This is a genomic window from Nonomuraea sp. NPDC049419 (assembly GCF_040676995.1).
GTDB lineage: Bacteria > Actinomycetota > Actinomycetes > Streptosporangiales > Streptosporangiaceae > Nonomuraea > Nonomuraea salmonea.
In genome coordinates, this window is the sequence record NZ_JBFAQB010000021.1 from 1 (window position 1) to 22157 (window position 22157).

Annotated in this window: 23 protein-coding genes; 15 read left to right on the forward strand and 8 right to left on the reverse strand. The window is 71.7% G+C overall.

From position 1 onward, the window contains the following. Nucleotides 1-565: 565 nt before the first annotated feature. Complete coding sequence (locus AB0K12_RS39445; RefSeq protein WP_364572749.1) at nt 566-802, reverse strand: hypothetical protein; 237 nt, start codon at nt 800-802, stop codon at nt 566-568. A gap of 167 nt (nt 803-969) precedes the next feature. On the opposite strand from AB0K12_RS39445, the gene AB0K12_RS39450 reads away from it, so the two are divergent. Together AB0K12_RS39450 and AB0K12_RS39455 are read left to right on the forward strand one after the other, a co-directional pair. Beyond that, nucleotides 970-3750 carry a BTAD domain-containing putative transcriptional regulator gene (locus AB0K12_RS39450; RefSeq protein ID WP_364572751.1) on the forward strand — a complete coding sequence of 927 codons (2781 nt, stop codon included), beginning with the start codon at nt 970-972 and terminating at the stop codon, nt 3748-3750. A 77-nt stretch (nt 3751-3827) separates the two neighbouring features. Further along, entirely contained in the window at nt 3828-4007 is a 180-nt protein-coding gene (locus tag AB0K12_RS39455) for a hypothetical protein (protein ID WP_364572753.1), read from the forward strand. 132 nt (nt 4008-4139) lie between these two features. Here AB0K12_RS39455 and AB0K12_RS39460 read toward each other — a convergent pair whose 3' ends face one another. Further along, complete coding sequence (locus tag AB0K12_RS39460) at nt 4140-4508, reverse strand: DoxX family protein (protein WP_364572755.1); 369 nt, start codon at nt 4506-4508, stop codon at nt 4140-4142. A gap of 93 nt (nt 4509-4601) precedes the next feature. On the opposite strand from AB0K12_RS39460, the gene AB0K12_RS39465 reads away from it, so the two are divergent. From AB0K12_RS39465 to AB0K12_RS39475, 3 genes are all read left to right on the forward strand, one after another. Further along, nucleotides 4602-5210 carry a TetR/AcrR family transcriptional regulator gene (locus tag AB0K12_RS39465; RefSeq protein WP_364572757.1) on the forward strand — a complete coding sequence of 203 codons (609 nt, stop codon included), beginning with the start codon at nt 4602-4604 and terminating at the stop codon, nt 5208-5210. A gap of 82 nt (nt 5211-5292) precedes the next feature. Next, nucleotides 5293-6918, forward strand: a complete 1626-nt coding sequence (locus AB0K12_RS39470; protein WP_364572759.1) for an FAD-dependent monooxygenase — start codon at nt 5293-5295, stop codon at nt 6916-6918. Nucleotides 6919-6952: 34 nt separating this feature from the next. Further along, on the forward strand, nt 6953-7825 hold the full coding sequence (locus tag AB0K12_RS39475) for an SAM-dependent methyltransferase (RefSeq protein ID WP_364572761.1): 873 nt from the start codon (nt 6953-6955) through the stop codon (nt 7823-7825). A 54-nt stretch (nt 7826-7879) separates the two neighbouring features. Here the strand turns inward: AB0K12_RS39475 and AB0K12_RS39480 are convergent, their stop codons facing one another. Next, on the reverse strand, nt 7880-8296 hold the full coding sequence (locus AB0K12_RS39480; RefSeq protein WP_364572763.1) for a VOC family protein: 417 nt from the start codon (nt 8294-8296) through the stop codon (nt 7880-7882). Nucleotides 8297-8316: 20 nt separating this feature from the next. Next, the gene (locus AB0K12_RS39485; RefSeq protein WP_364572765.1) at nt 8317-8760 is read right to left on the reverse strand and encodes a helix-turn-helix transcriptional regulator; all 444 of its coding nucleotides are present in this window, start codon (nt 8758-8760) and stop codon (nt 8317-8319) included. An 88-nt stretch (nt 8761-8848) separates the two neighbouring features. Between AB0K12_RS39485 and AB0K12_RS39490 the strand changes: the two genes are divergently transcribed. After that, nucleotides 8849-9283: a DUF1801 domain-containing protein gene (locus AB0K12_RS39490; RefSeq protein ID WP_364572767.1), complete on the forward strand. Its 435-nt coding sequence runs from the start codon at nt 8849-8851 to the stop codon at nt 9281-9283. A gap of 10 nt (nt 9284-9293) precedes the next feature. Here AB0K12_RS39490 and AB0K12_RS39495 read toward each other — a convergent pair whose 3' ends face one another. Both AB0K12_RS39495 and AB0K12_RS39500 read right to left on the reverse strand, forming a co-directional pair. Then, on the reverse strand, nt 9294-9506 hold the full coding sequence (locus tag AB0K12_RS39495) for a hypothetical protein (RefSeq protein ID WP_364572769.1): 213 nt from the start codon (nt 9504-9506) through the stop codon (nt 9294-9296). A gap of 117 nt (nt 9507-9623) precedes the next feature. Further along, nucleotides 9624-9755 (reverse strand): hypothetical protein, encoded by a 132-nt coding sequence (locus AB0K12_RS39500; protein WP_364572771.1) that lies wholly within the window; start codon nt 9753-9755, stop codon nt 9624-9626. A 5-nt stretch (nt 9756-9760) separates the two neighbouring features. Between AB0K12_RS39500 and AB0K12_RS39505 the strand changes: the two genes are divergently transcribed. Genes AB0K12_RS39505 through AB0K12_RS39515 form a run of 3 tightly spaced genes read left to right on the forward strand, consistent with a single transcriptional unit; the run spans nt 9761 to nt 12927 of the window. Further along, nucleotides 9761-9934 (forward strand): hypothetical protein, encoded by a 174-nt coding sequence (locus AB0K12_RS39505; RefSeq protein ID WP_364572773.1) that lies wholly within the window; start codon nt 9761-9763, stop codon nt 9932-9934. Continuing rightward, nucleotides 9931-11949, forward strand: a complete 2019-nt coding sequence (locus tag AB0K12_RS39510; RefSeq protein WP_364572775.1) for an SUKH-4 family immunity protein — start codon at nt 9931-9933, stop codon at nt 11947-11949. Before AB0K12_RS39505 ends, AB0K12_RS39510 begins: the two co-directional genes overlap by 4 nt. A gap of 36 nt (nt 11950-11985) precedes the next feature. Next, nucleotides 11986-12927, forward strand: a complete 942-nt coding sequence (locus AB0K12_RS39515; RefSeq protein WP_364572777.1) for a hypothetical protein — start codon at nt 11986-11988, stop codon at nt 12925-12927. On the opposite strand, the gene AB0K12_RS39520 is transcribed toward AB0K12_RS39515, so the two are convergent. Next, entirely contained in the window at nt 12868-13935 is a 1068-nt protein-coding gene (locus tag AB0K12_RS39520; protein WP_364572779.1) for a GDSL-type esterase/lipase family protein, read from the reverse strand. The two genes, AB0K12_RS39515 and AB0K12_RS39520, sit on opposite strands and share 60 nt — an antisense overlap. Nucleotides 13936-13940: 5 nt before the next feature. Then, nucleotides 13941-15731, reverse strand: coding sequence for a glycosyl hydrolase family 28-related protein (locus tag AB0K12_RS39525; protein WP_364572781.1), 1791 nt, complete (start codon nt 15729-15731; stop codon nt 13941-13943). Nucleotides 15732-15939: 208 nt separating this feature from the next. Between AB0K12_RS39525 and AB0K12_RS39530 the strand changes: the two genes are divergently transcribed. From AB0K12_RS39530 to AB0K12_RS39555, 6 genes are read left to right on the forward strand one after another with little or no spacing between them, the layout of a single operon-like run. Then, nucleotides 15940-16995, forward strand: coding sequence for a LacI family DNA-binding transcriptional regulator (locus AB0K12_RS39530; RefSeq protein WP_364572783.1), 1056 nt, complete (start codon nt 15940-15942; stop codon nt 16993-16995). After that, nucleotides 16992-17918 (forward strand): ABC transporter permease, encoded by a 927-nt coding sequence (locus tag AB0K12_RS39535; RefSeq protein ID WP_364572785.1) that lies wholly within the window; start codon nt 16992-16994, stop codon nt 17916-17918. The genes AB0K12_RS39530 and AB0K12_RS39535 overlap by 4 nt, the downstream gene beginning before the upstream one ends. Further along, complete coding sequence (locus AB0K12_RS39540) at nt 17915-18781, forward strand: ABC transporter permease (RefSeq protein WP_364572787.1); 867 nt, start codon at nt 17915-17917, stop codon at nt 18779-18781. Before AB0K12_RS39535 ends, AB0K12_RS39540 begins: the two co-directional genes overlap by 4 nt. Before the next feature lie 28 nt (nt 18782-18809). Beyond that, complete coding sequence (locus tag AB0K12_RS39545) at nt 18810-20336, forward strand: ABC transporter substrate-binding protein (protein ID WP_364572789.1); 1527 nt, start codon at nt 18810-18812, stop codon at nt 20334-20336. Between the two features lie 14 nt (nt 20337-20350). Further along, entirely contained in the window at nt 20351-21349 is a 999-nt protein-coding gene (locus tag AB0K12_RS39550) for an ABC transporter ATP-binding protein (protein ID WP_364572791.1), read from the forward strand. Then, a complete protein-coding gene (locus AB0K12_RS39555; protein WP_364572793.1) occupies nt 21346-22143 on the forward strand; it encodes an ATP-binding cassette domain-containing protein in 798 nt (265 codons plus the stop codon). Before AB0K12_RS39550 ends, AB0K12_RS39555 begins: the two co-directional genes overlap by 4 nt. The last annotated feature ends 14 nt before the right edge of the window (nt 22144-22157 follow it).

Below are 22157 nucleotides of genomic sequence, written 5' to 3' on the forward strand. Positions count from 1 at the left end.
GAGGGATCGCGGACGAGGCGGGGCTGAGCGGTGCGGGCTGAGAAAGAAGTGTCGGCGTCATGGTCGCCTGACCTGTCCAGGCCCCCGAAGAGGCCGGTGGTGGTTCGCCGGGGGCGACGCCGACCTGAATGCCAACGCTCGAAAAGACCTCGGTATCTTCATTGTACGGCATGACTTTCCGGAATCCCGCAATTCCGAAAGTAGACTCTCAGCGGGTGAAATCCGGAAACACGCCCTCAGCTCAGAACTCACACAACCGGCCGTAGCAGCTTCCGGACACCCACGCCGGTCGCGCGCCGTGCCACTCTCCGCCCCGCACGCCGCCGTCCTGGCCGGCTACACCGCCGCGCTCGCGCACGCCCGCTGGCCGACTCCACCAAGACCAAGGACGCCTCCCGGCTGCGCGGCTACCTGGCCTGGCCGGCCGACCGTAGAGCACACCTCTAGTGATGAAGTCTAGAGTTCAATTCGTGCATCGAAGGATGCCAAGCTCAGCAGGCCGGGACATGCCGATGTCCGCCCGGTCAGGCGGACCGGCCGGACATCGAGATGGGGAGATGTGCTCTTACGGACGGGCGAGGGCGTACATCTTCGTGGAGCCGATCTTCACCGTGGTGCAGTAGTACTCGGGGCCGGCGGCGTTGGCGGCGCTGTTGCACGACTTCGCGCCCGCGGTGGTGTACGGGAACCAGCGGACGATCACTTCCGCGGAAGCCGGCGCCGGTGCGAGGACAGCGGTCATGGCGGCGGCAGCGACAGCGGTCGACATCGCCAGGGAGACGCGCCTCATGGCAAGCTTCATGCGCCAATCCTTTCGAGATGCGGAGCCGCGGGGGTCGCGAGCGGCTCCATCTGCGGAACTTCGATGCGAGCCTAAAGATCAGGTGTCTGTTTTCCGCCTGATTTCCGCACGGTTCCTGATCTTCACGCCCGTACACTCGTGCAGGGTGCGACACGGGAGGATCGCTGATGGAGAAGCCGGACGGTAACGCACCGGCGACACTGTTCCGGCTGCTCGGGCCCGTCCAGCTGGAAGTGGGCGCCGACAAAGTCACCTTCTCCGGCAAACAGGGCGCTCTGCTGGCCGCGCTGCTGCTGCAGGCCGACCGGGTGGTCTCCACGCAGCGGCTGGCGGAGGCGATCTGGGCGGAGCCGCTGCCCAGCGGCGTGGCCTCCCGGGTCAGGATGCTGGTGTCCGAAGTGCGGCGCGCCTGCGCGGCGCTCGGCGCCCACGTCATCCACACCCAGCGGCCCGGCTACCTGGTACGGCTCGGCCCGGCCAGGCTCGACCTGGCCTGCTTCCAGGATCAGATCGCGCTGGCCAGACAGGCGCCGGCCGAACAGGCGCCCGGCCACTACGACCAGGCGCTGCGCTGGTGGCGGGGCGCCCCGCTGGCCGGCATCACCGGCTCCTACGCCGAGACGCAGGCCGAATGGCTCGACGGGCTGCGGCTCGACGCGCTGGAAGAGCGGCTGTCGGTGCTGCTCGCCCTGGGCAGGACCACCGATGTCGTCACCGAGGCACGCGCGCTGTCGGGCGAGGCCCCGTTCAGGGAACGCCTCCACGAACAACTCATGCAGGCCCTGTACGAGAGCGGCCGCCCCAGCGAGGCCCTGGAGGTCTACCGCCAGTTCCGCTGCCGGCTGGTCAACGAGCTCGGCCTCGAACCCACCGACGAGCTCCGGCAACTGCAGCACCGCATCCTGCGCTCCGAGGCCAACCCGCGCCGGCCGCACCGAAAGGACGGGCCGCCCGCGCTCCCCGTGCCCAGCCAGCTCCCCGCCGCGCCCGCCTCGTTCACCAACAGAAGCGACGAGCTGGCCGAACTCGACCGCCGCCAGAGCGTCGAGGCCGGCCACGTCGGCGTCACCGTGATCAGCGGCCCCGGCGGCAGCGGCAAGACGTGGCTCGCCCTCCGCTGGGCGCACAGCCACCGCGACCGCTACCCCGACGGCCAGCTCTACGTGAACCTGCGCGGCTTCGACGCCGCCGAGGAACCGGTGCCGCCCGGCACCGTGCTGCGCCACTTCCTGACCGCGCTCGGTGTGCCGCCCGCCGTCATCCCCGACGAGCAGGAGGCGCGGGCCGCGCTCTACCGGTCCGTCCTGGCCGACCGGCGGGTGCTCATCGTCCTGGACAACGCCAGGGACAGCGCTCAGGTGACGCCGCTCATCCCCGGCCGGCCCGGCTGCACCGTCCTGGTGACCAGCCGCAACCGGCTCGTGAGCCTGCACACCACGCACGACGCCCGGCTGCTGGAGGTGGGCGCCTTCTCCGACGAGGAGGCGCACCTGATGCTCGCCCGCCACTTCGGCCCCGACACGATGGCCGCCGACCCCGGCTCCGTCGCCGTGCTGCTCAAGCACACCGGCGGCCTGCCCCTGGCGCTCGGGGTGCTGGCCGCCCGTGCCACCGCCCACCCCGGCTTCCCGCTGGCCGTCCTCGCCAGGGAACTGAGCGACCCGGCCACCAGGCTCGACGCCCTGCAGACCGGGGACCTCGGCGCGGACCTGCGGGCCGTGTTCGCCTCCTCCTACGCGGCGCTCGATCCGCAGGCCGCGCGGCTCTTCCTCCTGCTCGGCACCGTCCCCGGCCCCGAGATCGGCCTGCCCGCGGCCGCCGCACTCGCCGGGCTCCCGCCCGCCGCGACCCGCACGCCGATCTCCACGCTGGAGACCGCCACCCTCATCCGGCAGCACGCCCCCGGACGCTACTGGATGCACGACCTGATCCAGCTGTACGCCGCGGAACGGGCCGAAGCCGACCTGCCCGCCGAGGCCCGCAGGCAAGCCCTGACCCGGCTCGTCGAGACGTACACCGACACCGCCTGCGCCGCCGACCGGGCGCTCTACCCGCACCGGCCCGCCCTTCCCCGGCGCGCGGGGCGGCACGTCTTCGCCGACGCCGCCGCCGCGCTGGCCTGGTTCGAGACCGAGCTGCCGTGCCTGCTGCCGGCGCAGGTCCTGGCCGCCGAGCTGGGCATGGACGGCGAGGCTTGGCAGCTCGCCTGGGGCATGAACACCTTCCTGCTGCGCCGCTCCTACACCCGCGAACGGCTCACCTCCTGGGAGATCGCGCTGGCCGCCGCCGGACGGCTGCGCCTGCCGTACACCACCGCCGTCGTCCACTGGCACACCGGCTACGCCCACGCCGCGGCCGGCCGGATGGAGGAGGCGGCCGGCCACCTCGACCGGGCGCTGGAGCTGTTCGGCCAGGCCCAGGACCGGCCCATGCTCGCCCAGGTGCACCACACGTTCGGCTGGATGTGGAGCGTCCACGGGCAGCCGCGGCGCGGGCTCGCGCACGCGCAGACCGCGCTGCGCCTGCAGCGCGAGGCCGGTGATCCGATCTGGGAGGCGAACGCGCTCAGCGCCGTCGGCTGGATCCGCCTGCAACTCGGCGAGTACGACGCCGCGCGCGACGCCTGCGAGCAGGCCCTCACCCTCTTCCGCCGCCACCACGACGGCGGCGGCGAAGCGGCCACCCTCGACAGCCTCGGCCTGCTCGCCTTCCACCAGGGCGAGTACGAACGCGCGCTGGAGTACTACGGGCGCTGCCTCGGCCTGCGCGAAGGCACCGGCAACGCCTCGCAGAGCGCCGACACGCTGGTGGCGTTCGGCGACACCCACCACGCGCTCGGCCACACCGCGGAGGCCAGGGCCGCCTGGCGCAAGGCGCTGACGCTGTACGACGCCCAGCACCGCCGCGCGGAGAGCGAACGGGTGCGGCAGAGACTGCTTCCACCCTGAGACTGTGCCCGTGGTCACACCGCGGCCGGCGACGGCTTCCTAAGCTGCAGGAGACGACCGGAGAAACGGGGGAGAAGATGCTCAAGAAGATCGCTACCGCCACCTCCATCGCGGGCCTGCTGGCCACCGCCGTGGTGCTGTCCGGCGGGACAGCGGCAGCGGCGACGTCGGGCGTCGCACGCCAGTTCCCCTGGGAAGCCTCCATCGCCTCCCCGGACGGCGGCTACCAGCCTGACGGCGGCTACCACAACGACTGACGCCTGAGTGGCCGGCTTCTCCTGCCGGCCTGGCGGCCCAGGGCGTTCATGGGTTCTGCCCGGCGCTGTCCTGGGCGGCGGGAGTTCCATGCGACGCAGGCGATGAAGCGGTGCTGTCACCGTGCTCTTCGCTCAGGAGGTCGCGAGCAACAAGCCCATGGTTGTTCCGGTGACGACGGCCAGCACCACGGGCGCCACGGCGTGGGAGCGGTGCCGCCGGTGTGCGAAGTCGCGGGCGCGCAGGTGGAATCCCACTGCGCCGATCAACAGCAGCGTGAGGCCGGCCGCGGCCGCGACGGCGAGCGGCTTGAACCAGAGGCCGGCCGCGAGCCCGAGCGCGCCGGCGATCTCCAGGGCGCCGATCGAGCGGGTCATCGCCGAGCCGACGCCGAGCCTGAGCAGGTTGGCCGTCACGGGATCCCGTAACACGACCTTCTGGACGCCGGCGAGCAGGAAGACGAGAGCGACCAGAGCGACCAGTGCGTCGGCGGCAATCGACATGGTGCGACCCCTCACATCAGAGAACGAATGTTCCTTTTTAGGAGCGGGGCGGCGAAGTTGTCAAGTACGAATGTTCGTTCTACGTTTGGTCCCATGGCACGCATGTCCAAGGAGCACCTCGAAGCCCGCCGCCGCCAGATCCTGGACGCCGCCCGGCGCTGCTTCATCCGCAACGGCTTTCATGCAACGTCCATGCAGGACGTGCTGGCGGAGGCCGAGTTGTCGGCCGGGGCCGTCTACCGCTACTTCAAGAGCAAGGACGACATCATCGCGGCGACCGCCGCCGAGGCTCTGGCCGAGGTCGCCTCGGCGTTCGAGGCGGACGACGACGTGCGGCCGCCGGATCTGGACAACATCGTCGATCTCGTGCTGGGGGTCGAGCGCCCGCCGCTGTCCGGATCGCAGGAGTCGGCCCAACTGCTGGTGCAGGTTTGGTCGGAGGCTCTGCGCTCGCCGTCGCTGGCCACGAAGCTGAAGGAGGTCATGGCGGAGGCCCGCGGCGTGGTCGGCGGCCTCGTGGCGCGGCATCAGCGGCGCGGGCTGCTTCCCGCCGACGTCCCGGCCGAGCATGTGGCCGATGTCCTGATGGCTCTGGTCGACGGGTTCCTGGTGCGCCGCGCGGTCTACGGCCACGCGGATTCGGCGGCCTTCAGGAACGGCATGCGAGCCCTGATGTCGGCACCCGCGCAAGCCGCCCGGTAGAGATCGTGCGCCCTTGACGGAGCTCGGAGGTTCATGCTCTTCTAAAAAGAACGGTCATTCGTTCTAAGAAGGGTGAGTTGGTGTGACGACGAAAGCGGACGTTCTCATCGTCGGCGCGGGGCCGACCGGCCTGGTGCTGGCCATCGACCTGGCACGGAGGGGAGTGATCCCACGGATCATCGACGCCGGGCGCGCGGACCACCGCGAAAGCCGGGCGGTGTCGATCGTGGCGAGATCGCTGGAGATGCTGGACGATCTCGGGCTGGCCCAAGCCGCCATCGAACGAGGCGTCCCGCTGCACACGCTGAACTTCTACCAGGGCACGACGGCCCTGGCCGAGATGGACGTGACGGCCGTGGACTCCCCGTTTCCGCTGGACCTGTGCATCCCGCAGTGGCAGACGGCCGCGCTGCTGCGCGAGCGCGCCGAGGAACTCGGAGTCACCATCGAATGGGGCACCCGCCTGGTCGGGCAGCAGGCCGGTGAGCACAGCGTCAGCGTGGAACTCGGCCACGAGGACGGCCGCGGCGAACGGTGCGAAACCGGGTGGCTGATCGGCGCCGACGGCGCCCACAGCGCCGTGCGTGAGACGGCGGGCATCACCCGGGACAGAGCCGACCTGAAGCGGGGATTCATCCTGGGCGACGTCGCCGTGGACTGGCCGCTCACGCGCGACCGCTTCCACGTCTACTTCGGCAAGTCCGGCCTCGTGGCGGTCTTCCCCATGGCCGGGGGCTACTGGCGCATCCTGGCCAGCACGCCGGACGACCGGCCGCCGCAGAGCCCGGGGCTGGACGACTTCGCCGCCTACGTCGCCGAACGCACGCCCCTGGACTCTGGCGTACGCGATCTGCAGTGGAGTTCGTCGTTCGTGGCCCGCGAGAGCCTGGCCGACCGGCTCCGCCAGGGCCGGGTCCTCCTGGCCGGCGACGCCGCGCACAGCCACAGCCCGGTGGGCGGTCAGGGCATGAACACGGGCATGCAGGACGCCTACAACCTGGGCTGGAAACTAGCGCTCGTCGTCACCGGGCGTGCCGAGGAGTCCCTCCTGGACAGCTACGAGGCCGAACGCCGGCCCGTGGTCAAGGCCGTGGTCGAGGCGACCTCGGCCACCACGAAGGCCGCCACCGGCACCACCCTGGTCGCCCGCAGGGCCAGGCGGCACGCGCTGCGCCTGTTCGGCCGGCTCAATCCCGTGCAGCAGCGACTGTCGAACGCCTTCGGCGAACACCTCGTCCACTATCGCGACAGTGACCTCGTCTTCGAACGCTGGCACGGATCACAGGCCAGAGCGTGGAGTGACGTCGCCCGCACCGGACCGGAAGCCGGCGAGCTGGTACGGGACGTCTACGTGGAGAACCGTGAGGGGCCGGTGGCGCTGCGTCACCTCCTCCGGACGCCGGGCCACCACCTCATCCTGTTCGCGGCGGACACGACGGACTCCGCCACCCTGGCGGCCTGGCATGCCTCCGCACGCGAGGCGATGGCCGGGCACGGCGAGGTCCATGTCATCACCCGCGGCCACCTGCCGCACGACCCCCTGGACGGAGTCTTCGCCGACCTGCGCAGCGAGGCGCACAACCGCTACGGCGTGCGCCGCCCCAGCCTGTACCTGATCCGCCCGGACAAGTACGTCGGCTTCCGCGGCGACAGCATCGACTTCGCGCCGGTGAACGACTACTTCCGCGCCCTGGGCGCCCGCCCGTGAAACCGCCTGTCATGACAAGGAGCTGGACAACCCCGTGACACACGAATCGGCCGCCCCCAAGAGCCTGACCGGAATCGGCGCGACCGCCCTGGGCGTGGCTCTCCTGCGCGCCCAGGAGAGCAGCCGACCGGACCGGCTGTTCGACGACCCCTACGCACGGCACTTCCTCCAGGCCGTCGATCCGGCATCCACCCCCTGGGCCGCCGGGCCTTCCCCGGCGACCGCACGTTTCCTGCAGATCATGGCCGAGCAGGTAGCCGTCCGCACCCGGTTCCTCGACCGCGCGCTCCTGCATGCCGGCGAACGAGGATGCGAGCAGGTGGTGCTGCTGGCGTGCGGCATGGACACCCGCGCGTTCAGGCTCGCCTGGCCGCCCGGCACCAAAGTCTTCGAACTGGACTTCGCCGACGTGCTCGCATTCAAAGCAGCCGTACTCGACGGCCACGGCGCGACCGCCACGTGCCACCGCGTCGAGGTCGCCACCGACCTGCGCCAGGACTGGCCGCACGCGCTGACGGAATCCGGCTTCAACCCGCAACGGCCGGCCGCCTGGCTGGCCGAGGGCATCCTGTACGCGCTGCCGCCCGAAGCCGCCGACCTGCTCCTCGACCGGATCACCGCCCTGTCCGCCCCGGCGAGCATGCTCGCCCTGGATCACATGAAGGACTCCGAGCTGCTCCGCAGCGCCCGCGCGGACATCTCCGCCGAACTCGTCGGCCTGTGGCGCGGCGGCCCCACCGAGAACCTGCATGCCTGGCTTGCCCGCCGCGGCTGGCAGCCCGCCGTGACGGACATCGCCGAAGCCGCGGCTGCCTGCGACCGCCCGATCCCACCCGCTTTCGATCCCGCCCGCGCCGACGCCGGCCGCGGCTGGCTGGCCACGGCACACCTCCCGAAACCTCGCTGAGAGGCCCTCGACGTGCCGGCCAGCCGTACCTCGCCGTAGGGCGGCCGTCCACGCCTACGACGGTGGGGCGCCGGTCACGCGGACGAGGTTGCCGGCGGGGTCGCGGAAGGCGCAGTCGCGGACCCCGTAGTCCTGGTCGATGGGCTCCTGCACCACGTCGGCGCCCGCGGCCTGCAGGCGGTCGAAGAACCCGTCGAGGTCGTCGGTGGCCAGGGTGACGGCGGCGTAGACGCCCTTGGCGATGAGCTCCAGGATGGTGCGGCGCTCCTCGTCGGTGACGCCGGGGTCGGCCGCCGGCGGGTGCAGCACGATGGACGTGCCGGGCTGCCCGGCGGGGCCGACGGTGATCCACCGCATGTCCTCGTAACCGGCGTCGGCCCGGACCTCGAAGCCCAGGACGTCGCGGTAGAAACGCAGCGCGGCCTCGGGGTCGGTGTGGGGCAGGAAGGTGTGCTGGATGGTGACGTTCATGCCGCTCACGCTAGGCACGACTACCGGGCGCGGGCTTCTCGATTCTTGACCGGTCTGGTCACCTGCTTGCTCAGGCACGGCGGGATGCCCGCCGCGGCCTGGGACTGGTCGCGCCGGTAGACGCTCGGCGGCACGCCGACCAGTTCGGCGAACCTCGTGCTGAACGTCCCCAGCGAGGAGAAGCCCACCTCGAAACACATGTCCGTGACGCTCAGGTCGCCGCGGCGCAGCAGCGTCATCGCCCGCTCGATCCGCCGGGTCATCAGGTACGCGTACGGGGACTCGCCGTAGAGGCGGCGGAACTCCCTGCTCAGGTGCCCGACAGACAGGTGCGCTCCCCGGGCCAGCGCCTCGAGGTTCAGCGGCTTGGCGTACTCGCGGTCGATCCGGTCGCGGACCCGCCGGATCACGGCGATGTCGCGCAACCGTCGCGCCTGCGCACGCCCGATGTCCATGGCCGCCATCGATCAAGAATCGAGAAGCGCCGGCTGGTGCGGCGGGGTTAGCGTCGTGAGCACGTAACCACCGATGGCGATCAGGCAGGTGACAGTGATGAGCACGGACGGTTTCTCCGAGGAAGAACGCAGGGCGATCAAGGAGCGTGCCGGGGAGCTGAGGAAGGAGGCGAGCAGGGACCGTGGCGACAAGGCGGCCGCCGCCGAGCTCGACGTGCTGTCGAAGATCGCGGAGATGGAGCAGCCCGACCGCGGCGTGGCCGAACGCATCCACGCCATCGTCACCGCCCACGCCCCGCAGCTTTCGCCGAAACTCTGGTACGGACAGCCGGCCTACGCCAGGAAGGGGAAGGTCGTCTGCTTCTTCCGCAGCGGGCACGTGGACAAGGAGCCCTACTCCACCTTCGGCTTCACCCCCGAGGCGAACCTCGCCGACGACAGCGGCCTGTGGCCCACGTCCTTCGCCGTGACCGAGCTGAGCGACGAAGCCGTCGAGACGATCACCGACCTCGTCAGGAAGTCCGTGAGCTGACCGCGGGCGGTCAGGTCTCCCGGGGGCCGCGCCGCCTGGCGGCGTACGGCGCCGCGAACAGGTACAGCCCCGTGAACATCTGGAGGGCGAGCGGGAGCAGCGGCAGGTAGAACACCCACTCGGCGACCTCCAGGACCCCGGCGACGATGCTGGCCAGGACGGTCACCGTGAAGACGATGGACAGCCAGCGGTGCGTCTGCCGAACCCACGTGTTCCCGGTCATCGAGACCTCCTCTGCTGGACGGGCGGCTTCGGGCCGGAGCGCACCTCGTGCGCTCTCTGGCAGATCACGCTAGGCGCGGCTCAGAGGGCGGCGCTTCTCGATTCGTGACCGGTTCGGCTACTTGGACGGCATCACCGGCCAGTACATGGAGTTCTGCCACCGATACTTCGGCCAGTACGTCCACCACCGCCCGAGCAACGCCCCAGAACGGCCGGTGACGTCCTCATGACGGTGAACGACCTCGCCCATGACGGGTGCTGCGCGCCTTCCCGCACCTGCGGCTGGTCACGCTGCGCGAGGAGCGCTACGACGGCATGACCGCGCCGCGCGAGCCGAAGCGCCGGCACGTCTTCCGCTGCCTGTTCCGCAAGGACGGACCGCCGGGCGAAGGGGTGTCGCGACCGCGCCCTAGACTCGGTGGATCATGAACGTACCGCGCGACCTCCCTTCCCGCCTGTCCGGCGCGTTCCTGGCCGTCGGCCTGCCCTGGCCGGACGTGCGGCTCGCCCACTTCGACGGCGTGCTGGCCGCGCTCGGCGAGCACGCGCAGGCGCCGCGGCTGCGCGAGCACGTCGGCAGGCTGCGCACGATCCAGGAGGCGTTCTTCGGGCACCTGGGCGAGCTGGCCGACGATCACGACGACGACCCCATGAGGTTGGCGCGGCACAGGGACGAGCCCTGCGTGCGCGGCGTACGGGACGACTGGGCCGAGACCGCGGCGCTGATGCCCGGCTTCCACGCGGCCCTCACCACGTTCGTCCGCGAGCTGCTGGGGGGGCCGCGCGAGGTCCCCGACTACCTGGCCGCCGTGCCCGCCTGGGTGGAGACGCATACTGAGCGCGGCATCCGCGACGAGCCCACCGCCGGCCGAGCCCCCGCCGCCGACGCGCTGCTGCGCTGGCGCGAGGACCCCTACGGCCCGCGCGTCTGCGTCGTCACCGGCTCGCCCGCGGCCGGCAAGACCCGGCTGCTGTCCTGGTTCTGCTACGCCGGCGTCCGGGACTGGTCGGGCTATCCGGGCTCGGACGAGGCGGCGATCCTCCTGCGCGGGATGGACGTGGACGACGCCGTACGCGACCTGGCCGGGCAGCTGAAGCTCGACGGCGCCGGCCTGGAAGCCCTCGACCGGCCCGTGCTCGTCACCGTGGCCGACACCCACCGCAGCAACGACCCCGAGCGCGCGTTCACCGAGCTCGTCCTTCCCCTCGCCGTCAACCCGCACGTCCGCCTGCTCGTCGAGCTCACCCGCCCCGACACCGAGGAGGGGCTGGGGCCGGCGGCGTTCGTGCTGGACCTGGACGACCCGCGCGCCACCGACCGCGCCGCCTTCACCGCCTGGTACGACGCCGAGCGGGTGCCGCGCTCGCCGTTCACCGCCGCCCAGGTCTACCCCTCGCCGGGCATCGCCGCGCTCGCCGCCCGGGCCGAGGGCGCAGATCCCGGCCCTGACCTGCCGATCGACGGACGGGTGGCGCGTGCCTGGCTGGATGGCCTGTCGCCGGACGCCCGCGCCGCCGCCGGCACGCTGGCCCTCGCCTTCGGCCCTATCGGCCCGTACACGTGGCGCCTGCTGCACTGCGGCCGGCACCGCGACGCGCCCGAGGCCGCCGCCCGGGGCGTCGCGGAGGCCGCTGCCCGGCTGCCTCTCGCCGAGCCCGGCCTGCCCGCCTACGCCATCGGCCTGCCCCGCCTGGCCGAGATCGTCGCCCCGCCGGCCCAAGCGCACGGGGAGCTGGCCGCCGTCATGCGCGGCTGGCCGGTGTCGGCCGAGCTGTCCCCGCCCGACTACCTCACGCGCCACCTGGCCCACCACGAACGCCTAGCCGGCGGGCCGGGCGCCGTCACCCCGCTTCCGCTCCGCCGCCCCGCGACCAGGGTCACCCGCGAGCTGCTCGACGACCTGTACGGCCAGGATGGCGTCTTCAGGCCGCACGGCGGCGAGCTCCACCCCGCGATCGCGCACGCGCCCACCCGCCGCTTCCTGACCGAGGTCGGCCTGCCCGCCGGCGGCCTCTACGAGCCCGACTGGACGGGCGAGCATCGCCGTTTCGCCCAGCCGATGAGCGCATACTGGTCCGACGGCCTGGAGGAGCTGCGGGCCTGCGCGGGCCTGCCGGACGACCTCGGCGCCCTGTTCATGCTCGACGCCATGGGCACCTGGTACCTCTTCCTCGACGGCCGCACCGGCCTGGTGTACGAGGTGCACGAAGCTTTGGAGAGCGCCCGCGTCGCCCACCGGGGGGTCGAGTCCTACGCCTACTTCGTCTACGTCGTCCACCGGGAACGCAGGCTGTGGTGCGAGGGCCGCGACGCGCACCGCGAGGCGGCCTACTGGTGCGCCGACGACCTCGCGCTCGAGCTGCACACGTACGAGCCGGAGGCCATGGCGGGCGAGGACGCCCTCTGGCCGCCCACGCTGGAGGACTACACGCTCCTCACCTAGGCGGAACACGACGCGCGGCCCGTTCGTCCTCAGAGTGTGACCGTACTCAGGGAACTCGACGAGCGACTTCGCGACGCGTCCGCCAGGATGCACCGCGCCGAGCACGTCCGGCGCCTGCGCGAAAGCATCGGGCAGCAGGTGGCGGACGTCCGCGCCACCCTGAAGGACCTGCAGCTCTCGCTGGCCGAGGAGGAGCGGGACGTCGCCCGGCTGGAAGGCGGTCCGTCCTCCGTCCTGGCCCGCCTGCTGGGCAACCGTGAGGAGCGCCTGGAGCGCGAGCGCGCCGAGGCGCTGGTGGCCAGGGAACGCGTGGACGGCCACCGGTCCAGGCTCGCCCGGCTCGAGGCCGACGCGGCGGCGGCAGACGCGGAGCTGGCCGCGCTGGCCTCCGCCTCCCTGGAGCACGCCCGGCTGCTGGCGGAGAAGGAGCAGCAGCTCATCCGCGGCGGCGATCCGCTCGCGCGGGAGCTGGCCGACCTCGGCACGGCGCTCGACCAGGTGGAAGCCGACCTGCGCGAGTGCGAGGAAGCCCACCGGGCGGGGCGCGACGCCCGCCAGGCCCTCGACGTCGTGCTGGGCTTCCTCGACTCCGCCAGGAACGCCTCCACCTTCGACGTGCTCGGCGGCGGCCTGCTCTTCGACGCCTACGAGCACGGCAAGCTCACCAGCGCCGACCAGGCCGCCTGGCACGCGCAGCGGGCGCTGGACGTCTTCTCCCGCGAGCTGGCCGACGTCGGCGTCACGGCCCGCCCGGTGATGCCGAAGGTGGACACGCGATGGTTCGTGGACGTCTTCTTCGACAACATCATCTTCGACGCGATCAAGCACCAGCGCATCGAGAAGAGCCGCACCGGGGTGAAGAAGCTGGCGACGTGGACCCGCGACACCGTGGCCCACCTCGAGCAGCGCCGCACCGCGTTAATGGCCGACCGCACCCACCTGCTGACCCGCCGCAGACACCTGCTGTTTCCCGCCTGACCACCAGTGGGTGGCGATGGCGGCCAGGCGGGGGGTGAGGCGGTCGGCCATCAGGCGGTAGCCGTCGGCGTCCGGGTGGAGGGCGTCGTCCAGCAGGAGGTGGGCGTCGCCTGGGCCGAGGACGCCGGGGCCGTCGATGAGGTGGAGCCGGGTCTCGCCGCAGCTCCGCAGCGTCCGTACGGCGTCCGCGACGGCGGTGCGGACCTCGTCGCGGGTCATCCCGGCCTGGTTGGGCAGCCGTTCGCGGGGCGGGGACGTGATCGGGGTGAGCACGGCGATCGGCACCGACGGGTGCGCGTCACGGATGGTCTGGATGAATCCCGACACCTGGCCGGGGAACGTGCGCGCGCTCATGCTGGCGAAGCCGTGGACGTTCCCGCCGAGACACACCGAGATCAGGTTCGCGGGCGTGCGCGCGATGGCGCGGGCCGCGACGGGGTCGAGGTGGCACTCTCCGGCGAACCCCAGACAGGTCAGCTCCCAGCCGAGCCGCCGCGCGACCAGGGCAGGCCAGGTCTCGCTCGGCCCGGCCGCCGAGCGGCACTGCGTGATCGAGCTCCCGTACGTGACCCACCGCGGCCCCCCACCGGCGGCCGCGGCGGCGTACGTCGCGCCGTGCAGGACGAGGGGCCCGACCCTGACCTCGCCGAACTGGGGCAGCCAGACCTCGACGGCCTTGGCTCCGGGCGGCAGCTCGACGTGGCTCGTCGCAGCCCCCGCCGCCAAGGCCGTGCGCTGCCACAGCGCGCCGTCCACCGTGACGTCGAGCGAGGTGACGTCGTCGGCCGCGGCCCAGGTGCGCAGCTCCAGCGCGGCCGCGTCGGTACGGACCGCCGCGCGGACGCCGGCCGGCATCCGGGCCCGCGTGACCAGGACGGGCGCGTGGGCGGTGGCGATCCGCTCCGGCGGCAGCCGCCACGGCTGCCACCCGCCGTCTTCCTCCGTCCAGGCCAGGGCGCCCCGCCAGACCCCCGGCCGGGCGCCGGGGGTGAGCAGGATCGGTTGCATGCCGGTCAGACCTGGGGGCCGAGGACGACGTTGCGCCAGGCGGCTCCGTCGGACAGCGCGAGCCCGCGTTTGCCCGTCTTCGGGTCACGGACCAAGATGATCCCGCCGACCTGGCCGGCCGCGTCCGGCAGGCTGCCGGGGGTGTGCTCGGCCAGGACCACCTGGTGCGCGTAGACGGTCCGCATCCGCTGCGTGGCGCTGCCGAGATCACGCGCGTTGTCGGCGGGCGGGACCAGCCCGGTGGCGTTGGCCGCCATCGACACCAGCTCGTTGGTGGACGTGGTCGAGCAGAGCAGCTCGGTGGCGGCCGATCCCGACTGGTTGACCGGCACCACCCGCACCCCGCCCTTGACGCCCGGGTTGGCGTTGCTGCCCTCCACGACGAACGAGCCGTACCGGTCCGTGCCCACCTTGACCGGCTCGGTCGAGGTGCTGACCACCTTCGCCGCCGCGCCCAGCGGCCCGGCCACCTCCATCCGGTTGAACCTGCCGGGGGCGGCCTGGACGAACGAGTCCGCCCCCACGGGCCCCGCGACCAGCGGCACCTGCTCGGAGGCGTTGCCGATCACGTGGGAGCCGTGCAGCCCGCCGGTGGTCATGATCGGCGGCCGGTTCGCCGGATCGGCCGAGATGACGTTGCCGATGATGCTGAACGCGCTCGCCTTCCCGGCCACCGAGATGGCGGCGTTGTCGCTGCGGCCGGAGAGGTTCCAGTGGCCGAAGGAGTTGTTGGCGATGGTGATCCTGGCGGCGTCGTTCTCGAAGCGGATCGGCGTGCCCTTGAGCCAGTTGAAGGTGTTCCCGCTGATGGTGACGTTGTGCGCCTTGACGCCGCTGGAGAACTGGATCGCGCGGGTGCCCTTGTCCTGCGGCGCTTCGAAGCCGCCGAGCACGTTGTCGCCGATGGTCAGGTTGTGGCCGCCGCTGGTGATCTCGATGATCGCCCCGTTGTCCGCGTTCTCCACCACGTTGCCGCTGATGGTGGAGTTGGAGATGCTGCCGATGAACAGGCGCCGGCCGATGTCGAGCAGGTTGCCCTGGATGATCATGCCGCGGAAGTCGCTGCTCTCCGCGCCCTGGGCGACGATGGCCTGAAACGGGCTGTGGAAGTGGTTGTTGGTGATGAGCCACTTGCGCAGCCCGTACGGCGGGAGGTGGACGCCGCCGCCGTCCACGTTCCCGGTGGGCCAGGCGAGGCTGATGCCGGTGGTGCACAGCGCGACGAGGTTGTGGGAGAAGTACAGGCCGCGGCCGACGTGGTCGACGGCGAGCTTGAACGACACGAACGTGCACTCCAGGATGGCGGCGTCGGTGTCGTCGGTGTTGACCTCGCCGGCGAAGCGCAGCGCCACGTTGTGCTCGGTCTTGGCGGGAGCGACGAAGGCCAGGCCGTGGATCGCGGCCAGCGAGCAGCGTACGTCGATGCCGACGCCGTCGTGCGTCACCTGGATGATCGAGGCGCGGTTGGTCATGGTGCTGTAGCCGCGCAGCTGGATGCGGTTGAAGGACTCGCCGGACACGTCGGGGATGACGATGGTCCTGGTGATGCGGTAGGTGCCGGGCGGGAAGACGACGATCCTGGTGGTCTTCGTCAGCGTGGCGTTGATGGCCTGCTCGATGGCGTCGGTGTCGTCGTGCTGCCCGTCGGCCAGCGCGCCGAACTGCTGGGGCGTGATGACGTCCTCCGGGTCCGCGGCGGCCGCTGGTGCGGCTCCCAAGGTCGCGGTGGCCGCGGCGGCGCCGAGCGCCGCACCGCCGATCCGTAGGAGCGCTCGGCGATCGGTCCACTCGGGCATGGCCGTTTACCTCCGACTGGGCGGGTTGATACGTATTGATCGGGGATCGTACAGACGGCCTCAAGGGCTCACAAGAGCTAATAAATGCTGATAATCGACTGACATCTCGACATGTGGCGGCAACATTCATGGAATTTCCCTCTTGTGGGAACTGTCGCTGGGTGTCTAGAGTGCCGCGAGTCGTTACGTATCAGCCAACAGGATCCCCATGCGCAAACGAGCGGGGCCACGACGCCCCACCCAGGTCGAGATCGCCCAGCGAGCCGGCGTGTCCCAGGCCACCGTCTCCCTCGTGCTCAGCGAGCGCCCCGGCGTGCCGGTCGCCGAGGAGACCCGCCGGCGCGTGCAGCGGGCGATCGAGGAGCTCGGGTACGCCGTCAACCCCGCCGCCAGGGCGCTGCGCGGCATGAGCGTCAAGACCATCGGCCTCTACACGTTCGAGTCGGTCTTCCCCGTCGACCAGCGCGACTTCTACCACCCGTTCCTGGTCGGCGTGGAGGAGGAGGCGGCCAGGCTCGGCTACGACCTGCTGCTGTTCACCTCCGCCAACAACGCCCAGGGCGGCGTCTACGCCAGAGGACGCAACGCGCTGCTCAAAGCCGACGGCTGCGTGCTGCTCGGCCGGCACATCTCGCGCGACGACCTGACCAACCTGGTCGACGAGGGTTTCCCGTTCGTCTTCATCGGACGGCGCGACATCGACGGCACCGAGCTGTCCTACGTCGCCCCCGACTACGTCGCCCCCACCACGGCCCTCGTCGAGGAGCTGGCCGCGCTCGGGCATCGGCGGATCCTGCTCCTGCGGCAGGACGACGGCGCGGAGCCGGGCGACGACCGCGAGCTCGGGCTGCGCCGCGGCGCGGAGGCCGCGGGCCTGCGCGAGGACGACCTGCTGGTCGAGTACTCCGCCGGCGCCGCCGACATGGACGCCGGCCGGGTCACCGGCTGGGTGGACGACGGCGTCACGGCCGTGCTCGTCGAGCCCTCCGAGGACAACGCCACCGGCCTCGCCCTCGCCGACGCCGCCGAGGCCGCCGGCGTGCGCATCCCCGACCGGCTGTCGGTCGCCTTCCTGGGCTCCGCCCCGCCGCCCACCGCCACCAGGATCTGGACGTCGTTCGACATCCCGCGGGTGGAGATCGGCCGCGCGGCCGTGCAGCTGCTGGTCACCCTGCTGGAGGACGCGGAACGCACGCCGCTGCAGCTGGTGGTGCCGTGCACCGACGTACGCGGCAACTCGATCAGCCGGGTGGTACGGCGATGACCCGGTACGCGCTGCGCACCGCGGCCACCGGCGTCCTGATCATCTTCGGCGCCGCCACGCTGGTGTTCTTCATCATGCGGATCGCACCCGGCGACCAGGCGCTGGTGCTGCTCGGGCCCGACGCCACGAGCGCCGAGGTGGCGGCCGCCAGGACCAGGCTCGGGCTGGACCAGCCGCTGCCGGTGCAGTACTGGCACTACCTGACCCAGCTGGTCACGCTCGACTTCGGCGACTCCTACCGCTTCGGCCGGCCCGCGTTCGAGCTGGTGCTGTCCCGCCTGCCCGCCTCGGTCGAGCTGACCCTGGTGGCCACCCTCATCGCGATGGCGGGCGTCGTGCTCGGCGCCCTGGCCGGCGCCTACCGGGGCCGGTGGATCGACCGCGGGATCTCCGGTCTCGCGCTGTTCCTCTACTCCATGCCGCCGTTCTGGATCGGCATCATGCTGATCCTCGTCATGGCGCTGCAGCTGCGGCTGCTGCCCAGCGCCGGCACCGGCACCCCGGCCCACATCGTGCTGCCCGCGCTCACGCTCGCCGCCCCGTTCACCGCGCTGCTCACCCGGATCACCCGCAGCAGCGTGGCCGACACCATGGCCGAGAGCTACGTGCAGCGCTCCTACGCCAAAGGGCTCAGCACGCGCGAGGTCGTGACGGGACACGTGGTGCGCAACGCGGCGACGCCGGTGGTGACCGTCGGCGCGCTGCACGTCAGCACGCTGCTGGGCGGCGCGGTGATCGTGGAGAGCGTCTTCACCTGGCCGGGACTCGGCTCCCTGCTGGTGACGGCGGTCGCCAACCGCGACTACTCGATCGTGCAGGCCGCCGTGCTGCTCATCGCGGTCATCGTGGTCTGCTGCAACGTCGCCGCCGACCTGATCGCCGCCCGCCTCGATCCACGCGTACGTCTGGGGGCCGGCACATGAGCGCCATCACCGTACGGCCCCGGCTGTGGCCCGTCCGCCTGCGTTCCACGCCCGCCGTCGCCACGGTCGCCACGGTCGTGCTCGCCTGCTACGTGCTGGTCGGGCTGATCGGCCCGCTGCTGATCGCGTACGACCCGGTCGCGACCAGCGTCGCGGACCGGCTGCTGCCGATCGGCGCCACCCGGGCGGACGGCACGCTCGCCCTGCTCGGCACCGACGGGGCCGGCCGGGACATGCTCGGCCAGCTCGTCTACGGCGCCAGGACGTCGATCATCATCGGCGTCTGCGTGGTGGCCGCCTGCGTCGCGGTGGGGCTCGCCTTCGGCACCCTCGCCGGCTACCTGGCGGGCTGGACCGACGTCGCGATCTCCCGGCTGATCGACATCCTGATGGCCTTCCCCGGCATCCTGCTGGCGATCGTCATCGCCGGCCTCTTCGAGCGCAGCATGCTGGTCGTGGTGCTGTCGCTGTCGGTGGCCGGCTGGGTCGGCTTCGCCCGGCTGGCCCGCGGCATCACCCTGTCGCTGCGCGAGCGGCCCTGGGTCGACGCCGCGCGGCTGATCGGGGTGCCCACCCCGGTCGTGATCGTCCGGCACGTCATCCCGTTCGTCATCGGTCCCGTGACGGCGCTGGCGACCACGGAGTTCGCCGGCGCGGTGCTGTCGGAGGCCGGTCTCAGCTTTCTCGGCCTCGGCCTGCCCTCGGCCACGGTCTCCTGGGGCCAGGTCATCGCCGACGGCAAGGACTATCTCGACACCGCCTGGTGGATCTCAGCACTTCCGGGGCTGGCGCTGACCGGCCTCGTGGTGAGCACGGGCCTGCTCGGCGACCACCTCACCCAGCGGCTCGGCTCGAGCCGCTGACAAGCTCAGCAAGGTCAGGAGGAATCCCATGAGGCCCGTACGGCTTCGTCGTGCGGCGGCACTCGCCGCCGCGGCATTTTCCCTCGTCGGGCTGGTCGCCTGCAGCACCACCACCGGCGGCGGCTCGACCGCGGCCGGTGACGCGCCGCAGGAGCTGTCCGTCGCCGTGTGGACCCCGATCGAGAACCTCGACCCGCACGGCGCGTCCGGCATGGACAACGGCACCCAGGTCGCCGCCAAGGCGATCTTCAGCCCGCTGATCAAGATGTCGGGGAAAGGGCAGTTCGACGGCGTGCTCGCCGAGTCGTGGGAGGCCAACGAGGACGCCACGCGGTGGACCTTCAAGCTGCGCGGCGGCGTGACGTTCTCCGACGGCGCCCCGGTCACCGCCGCCGACGTCGTCGCCTCGTTCGAGCGGGTGCTGGAGCTCAAGGGCGCGATGGCCGGCAACTACGTCGGCCACAAGGCCGAGGAGGGCGAGGCGGGCACGGTCGTCATCACCTCCAAGGACCCCGACCCCGCGCTGCTCGGCAAGCTGATCAGCTTCTACGTCACCCCGAAGGCGCACCTGAACGACGGCTGGACCAAGCCCATCGGCTCAGGCCCGTTCGTCGTCCAGCAGTTCACGCCCGGCCAGAGCCTGGTCCTTGCCCCCAACCCCGGCTACTGGGCGGGCAAGCCCGCGCTGAACCGCCTGGAGCTGCGCAGCATCGGCGAGATGGCGGCCAAGATGACCGCGCTGAAGACCGGCGAGGTCTCCATGACGTGGGCGGTCCCCGACGACCAGCTGCCGGGCCTGAAGGGGAACACCGACCTCGTGGTGGAGAAGAGCGCGGGCAACGGCGTCATCACCATGTGGATGAACGGCTCCGTCAAGGGACTGAAGGAGGCCGCCGTCCGGCGCGCGCTGTGGCAGGCGGTCGACTTCAACACCATCATCACGTCGCTCTTCCCCGAGACCGGCTCGCCGGCCGACTCGGTGGTGACCCCGAGCGTGCTCGGCTACGCGCCGCAGACCCCCGTACGCTATGACCCGGCCGCCGCCAAGAAGGCGCTCGACGAGGCCGGCTGGGACTACGGCCAGACGATCAAGATGCAGTTCTCCCAGCCGCAGTTCCAGCAGTTCGCCGACGCGGTGGCCAGCGACCTGGCCAAGATCGGAGTCAAGGCGGAGCCGACCCAGAAGGAGCCGGCCGTCTTCCTGCAGGACCTGCTGGCCCTCAAGTGGGACCTCAACATCCAGCAGCTCGGCACCGCCGGCTTCGACGCGGCGACCAACCTCGGCCGGCTCTACACCTGCGCGGCCAAGCGCACCGGCTACTGCAATCCCGATCTCGACAAGGTGCTCGCCGAGGCCGGCTCCACCAGCGACAACGCCAAGAGGCAGGAGCTGTACGCGCAAGCCAGCACGATCATTTGGGATGACGCGGTCGGCATGTACCCCATGTTCGTGCGGAACGTGTACGTCCGGAGCAAGTCCGTCCAGGGCCTGGTCATCCCGCCGGACCTGACCCCGGACTTCTCCACGGTCCGCATCGGCAGCGGTGGATCATGAGCAGGTCGTCGAACATGACGGATCAGGCGCCGGCCCGGCTCGGCGCGGAGCCGGCGCCGCTGCTCAGCGTCGAGCACCTGTCGATCGACCTGCCGGGGCCGGCCGGCCCGGTCCGCGTGGTGGACGACGTCTCGTTCACCGTCGGCGCGGGCCGGACCACCGGGCTGATCGGCGAGTCGGGCAGCGGCAAGACCATGACCGCGACGGCCGTCATCGGGCTGCTGCCGTCCGGCGCGGCGGTCTCGGGACGGATGATGTGGCACGGCGACGACCTGGTCACCATGGCGGAGCAGGACCGGCGGCGGCTACGCGGGCGCGGCATCGGGATGATCTTCCAGGATCCCCAGGCCGCGCTCGACCCGACGCAGACGATCGGCCGGCAGGTCGGCGAGATCCTGCGGCGCGGCGGGATGCCCAAGAAGGAGGTCCGCAGGACCGTGATCGACCTGCTCGACCGGGTGGGCATCCCCGACCCGGAGACCCGGCACGCCCAGTATCCGCACCAGTACTCGGGCGGCCTGCGGCAGCGGGCCATGGTCGCGACGGCGCTGGCCGGCTCGCCGGAGCTGATCCTCGCCGACGAACCCACGACGGCGCTCGACGTCACCGTCCAGGCCCGCATCCTCACGCTGCTCCGGCGCGTCCGCGACGAGGAGGGCATGGCCATGCTGCTGGTCAGCCACGACCTGCGGGTGATGGCCCACGTGGCGGACGAGGTCGTCGTCATGTACGCCGGCCGGATCTGCGAGATCGGCAGCGGCCGCGAGGTGCTCAACAAACCGGCGCACCCGTACACGCGGGCGCTCGTCGTGAGCGTCCCGGCCGTCCGCAGCAAGACGGCCATCGCCGAACCGCTGCCCGGCAGCCCGGCCAGTCCCGCGGAACGCCCGAGCGGCTGCCCGTTCCACCCGCGCTGCGCCAAGGCCCAGGACCGGTGCGCGAGCGAGGTGCCGCGGATGCGGCAGGTCGCCGCCGGCCGGCAGGTCGCCTGTCACTTCCCGGAGGAGACATGAGCGCATCGGCCCTGATCGAGGTCAGCGACCTCGTGGTCAACTTCCACTCCCGGAGGGAGCGCAGGCGCGGCCGCAAGCCGAACGCCGTGGACGGCGTCTCCTTCGCCCTGCGTCCTGACGAGACCCTGGCGATCGTGGGGGAGTCCGGCTCGGGGAAGACCACGGTCGCCCGCTGCGTCGTCGGGCTGCAGGCCCCGCAGGAAGGCGTGATCCGCTTCGACGGAGCCGCGATCGGCCCGGTGACGAAGCGGTCACCCGCGACCCGGCGCGCGATCCAGATGGTCTTCCAGGACCCCGCGGCCTCGCTCAATCCCCGGATGACCGTCCGGTCGATCATCGCGGAGACCTGGCGGACCCACCGCTCGGTAGCGCCGGAACGCCAGTCGTGGGACGCCGCGATCGAGGAGCTGCTCGCGGACGTCGGCCTGGACCCCGGCGTCGCCGACCGGCGGGCCGCGGCCCTGTCGGGCGGGCAGTGCCAGCGGGTCAGCATCGCCCGCGCGCTCTCCCTGCGCCCCCGGCTGCTGGTCTGCGACGAAGCCGTCTCCGCGCTCGACGTGTCGGTCCAGTCGCAGATCCTGCGGCTGCTGGCCGGCCTGCGCGTCGCCCGCAGCCTGGCCATCCTCTTCATCACCCACGACCTCGGAGTGGTCAGGCAGATCGCCGACCGGGTGGCGGTCATGCACCGCGGCAGCCTGGTCGAGACCGCGACCGCCGACGACCTGTTCGAGCGGCCCGGCCATCCGTACACGAAGAAACTGCTCGACGCCGCCCTCGACCTCGAGGGCGCCTGAACAGACATGCGATC

Excerpts from the sequence above, each read along its gene's own strand:
- AB0K12_RS39445 (WP_364572749.1), bottom strand. The coding sequence starts at position 802 with ATGAAGCTTGCCATGAGGCGCGTCTCCCTGGCGATGTCGACCGCTGTC.
- AB0K12_RS39450 (WP_364572751.1), top strand. The coding sequence starts at position 970 with ATGGAGAAGCCGGACGGTAACGCACCGGCGACACTGTTCCGGCTGCTC.
- AB0K12_RS39455 (WP_364572753.1), top strand. The coding sequence starts at position 3,828 with ATGCTCAAGAAGATCGCTACCGCCACCTCCATCGCGGGCCTGCTGGCC.
- AB0K12_RS39460 (WP_364572755.1), bottom strand. The coding sequence starts at position 4,508 with ATGTCGATTGCCGCCGACGCACTGGTCGCTCTGGTCGCTCTCGTCTTC.
- AB0K12_RS39465 (WP_364572757.1), top strand. The coding sequence starts at position 4,602 with ATGGCACGCATGTCCAAGGAGCACCTCGAAGCCCGCCGCCGCCAGATC.
- AB0K12_RS39480 (WP_364572763.1), bottom strand. The coding sequence starts at position 8,296 with ATGAACGTCACCATCCAGCACACCTTCCTGCCCCACACCGACCCCGAG.
- AB0K12_RS39485 (WP_364572765.1), bottom strand. The coding sequence starts at position 8,760 with ATGGCGGCCATGGACATCGGGCGTGCGCAGGCGCGACGGTTGCGCGAC.
- AB0K12_RS39490 (WP_364572767.1), top strand. The coding sequence starts at position 8,849 with ATGAGCACGGACGGTTTCTCCGAGGAAGAACGCAGGGCGATCAAGGAG.
- AB0K12_RS39495 (WP_364572769.1), bottom strand. The coding sequence starts at position 9,506 with ATGACCGGGAACACGTGGGTTCGGCAGACGCACCGCTGGCTGTCCATC.
- AB0K12_RS39500 (WP_364572771.1), bottom strand. The coding sequence starts at position 9,755 with ATGGGCGAGGTCGTTCACCGTCATGAGGACGTCACCGGCCGTTCTGGG.
- AB0K12_RS39510 (WP_364572775.1), top strand. The coding sequence starts at position 9,931 with ATGAACGTACCGCGCGACCTCCCTTCCCGCCTGTCCGGCGCGTTCCTG.
- AB0K12_RS39520 (WP_364572779.1), bottom strand. The coding sequence starts at position 13,935 with ATGCAACCGATCCTGCTCACCCCCGGCGCCCGGCCGGGGGTCTGGCGG.
- AB0K12_RS39525 (WP_364572781.1), bottom strand. The coding sequence starts at position 15,731 with ATGCCCGAGTGGACCGATCGCCGAGCGCTCCTACGGATCGGCGGTGCG.
- AB0K12_RS39530 (WP_364572783.1), top strand. The coding sequence starts at position 15,940 with ATGCGCAAACGAGCGGGGCCACGACGCCCCACCCAGGTCGAGATCGCC.
- AB0K12_RS39535 (WP_364572785.1), top strand. The coding sequence starts at position 16,992 with ATGACCCGGTACGCGCTGCGCACCGCGGCCACCGGCGTCCTGATCATC.
- AB0K12_RS39540 (WP_364572787.1), top strand. The coding sequence starts at position 17,915 with ATGAGCGCCATCACCGTACGGCCCCGGCTGTGGCCCGTCCGCCTGCGT.
- AB0K12_RS39545 (WP_364572789.1), top strand. The coding sequence starts at position 18,810 with ATGAGGCCCGTACGGCTTCGTCGTGCGGCGGCACTCGCCGCCGCGGCA.
- AB0K12_RS39550 (WP_364572791.1), top strand. The coding sequence starts at position 20,351 with ATGACGGATCAGGCGCCGGCCCGGCTCGGCGCGGAGCCGGCGCCGCTG.
- AB0K12_RS39555 (WP_364572793.1), top strand. The coding sequence starts at position 21,346 with ATGAGCGCATCGGCCCTGATCGAGGTCAGCGACCTCGTGGTCAACTTC.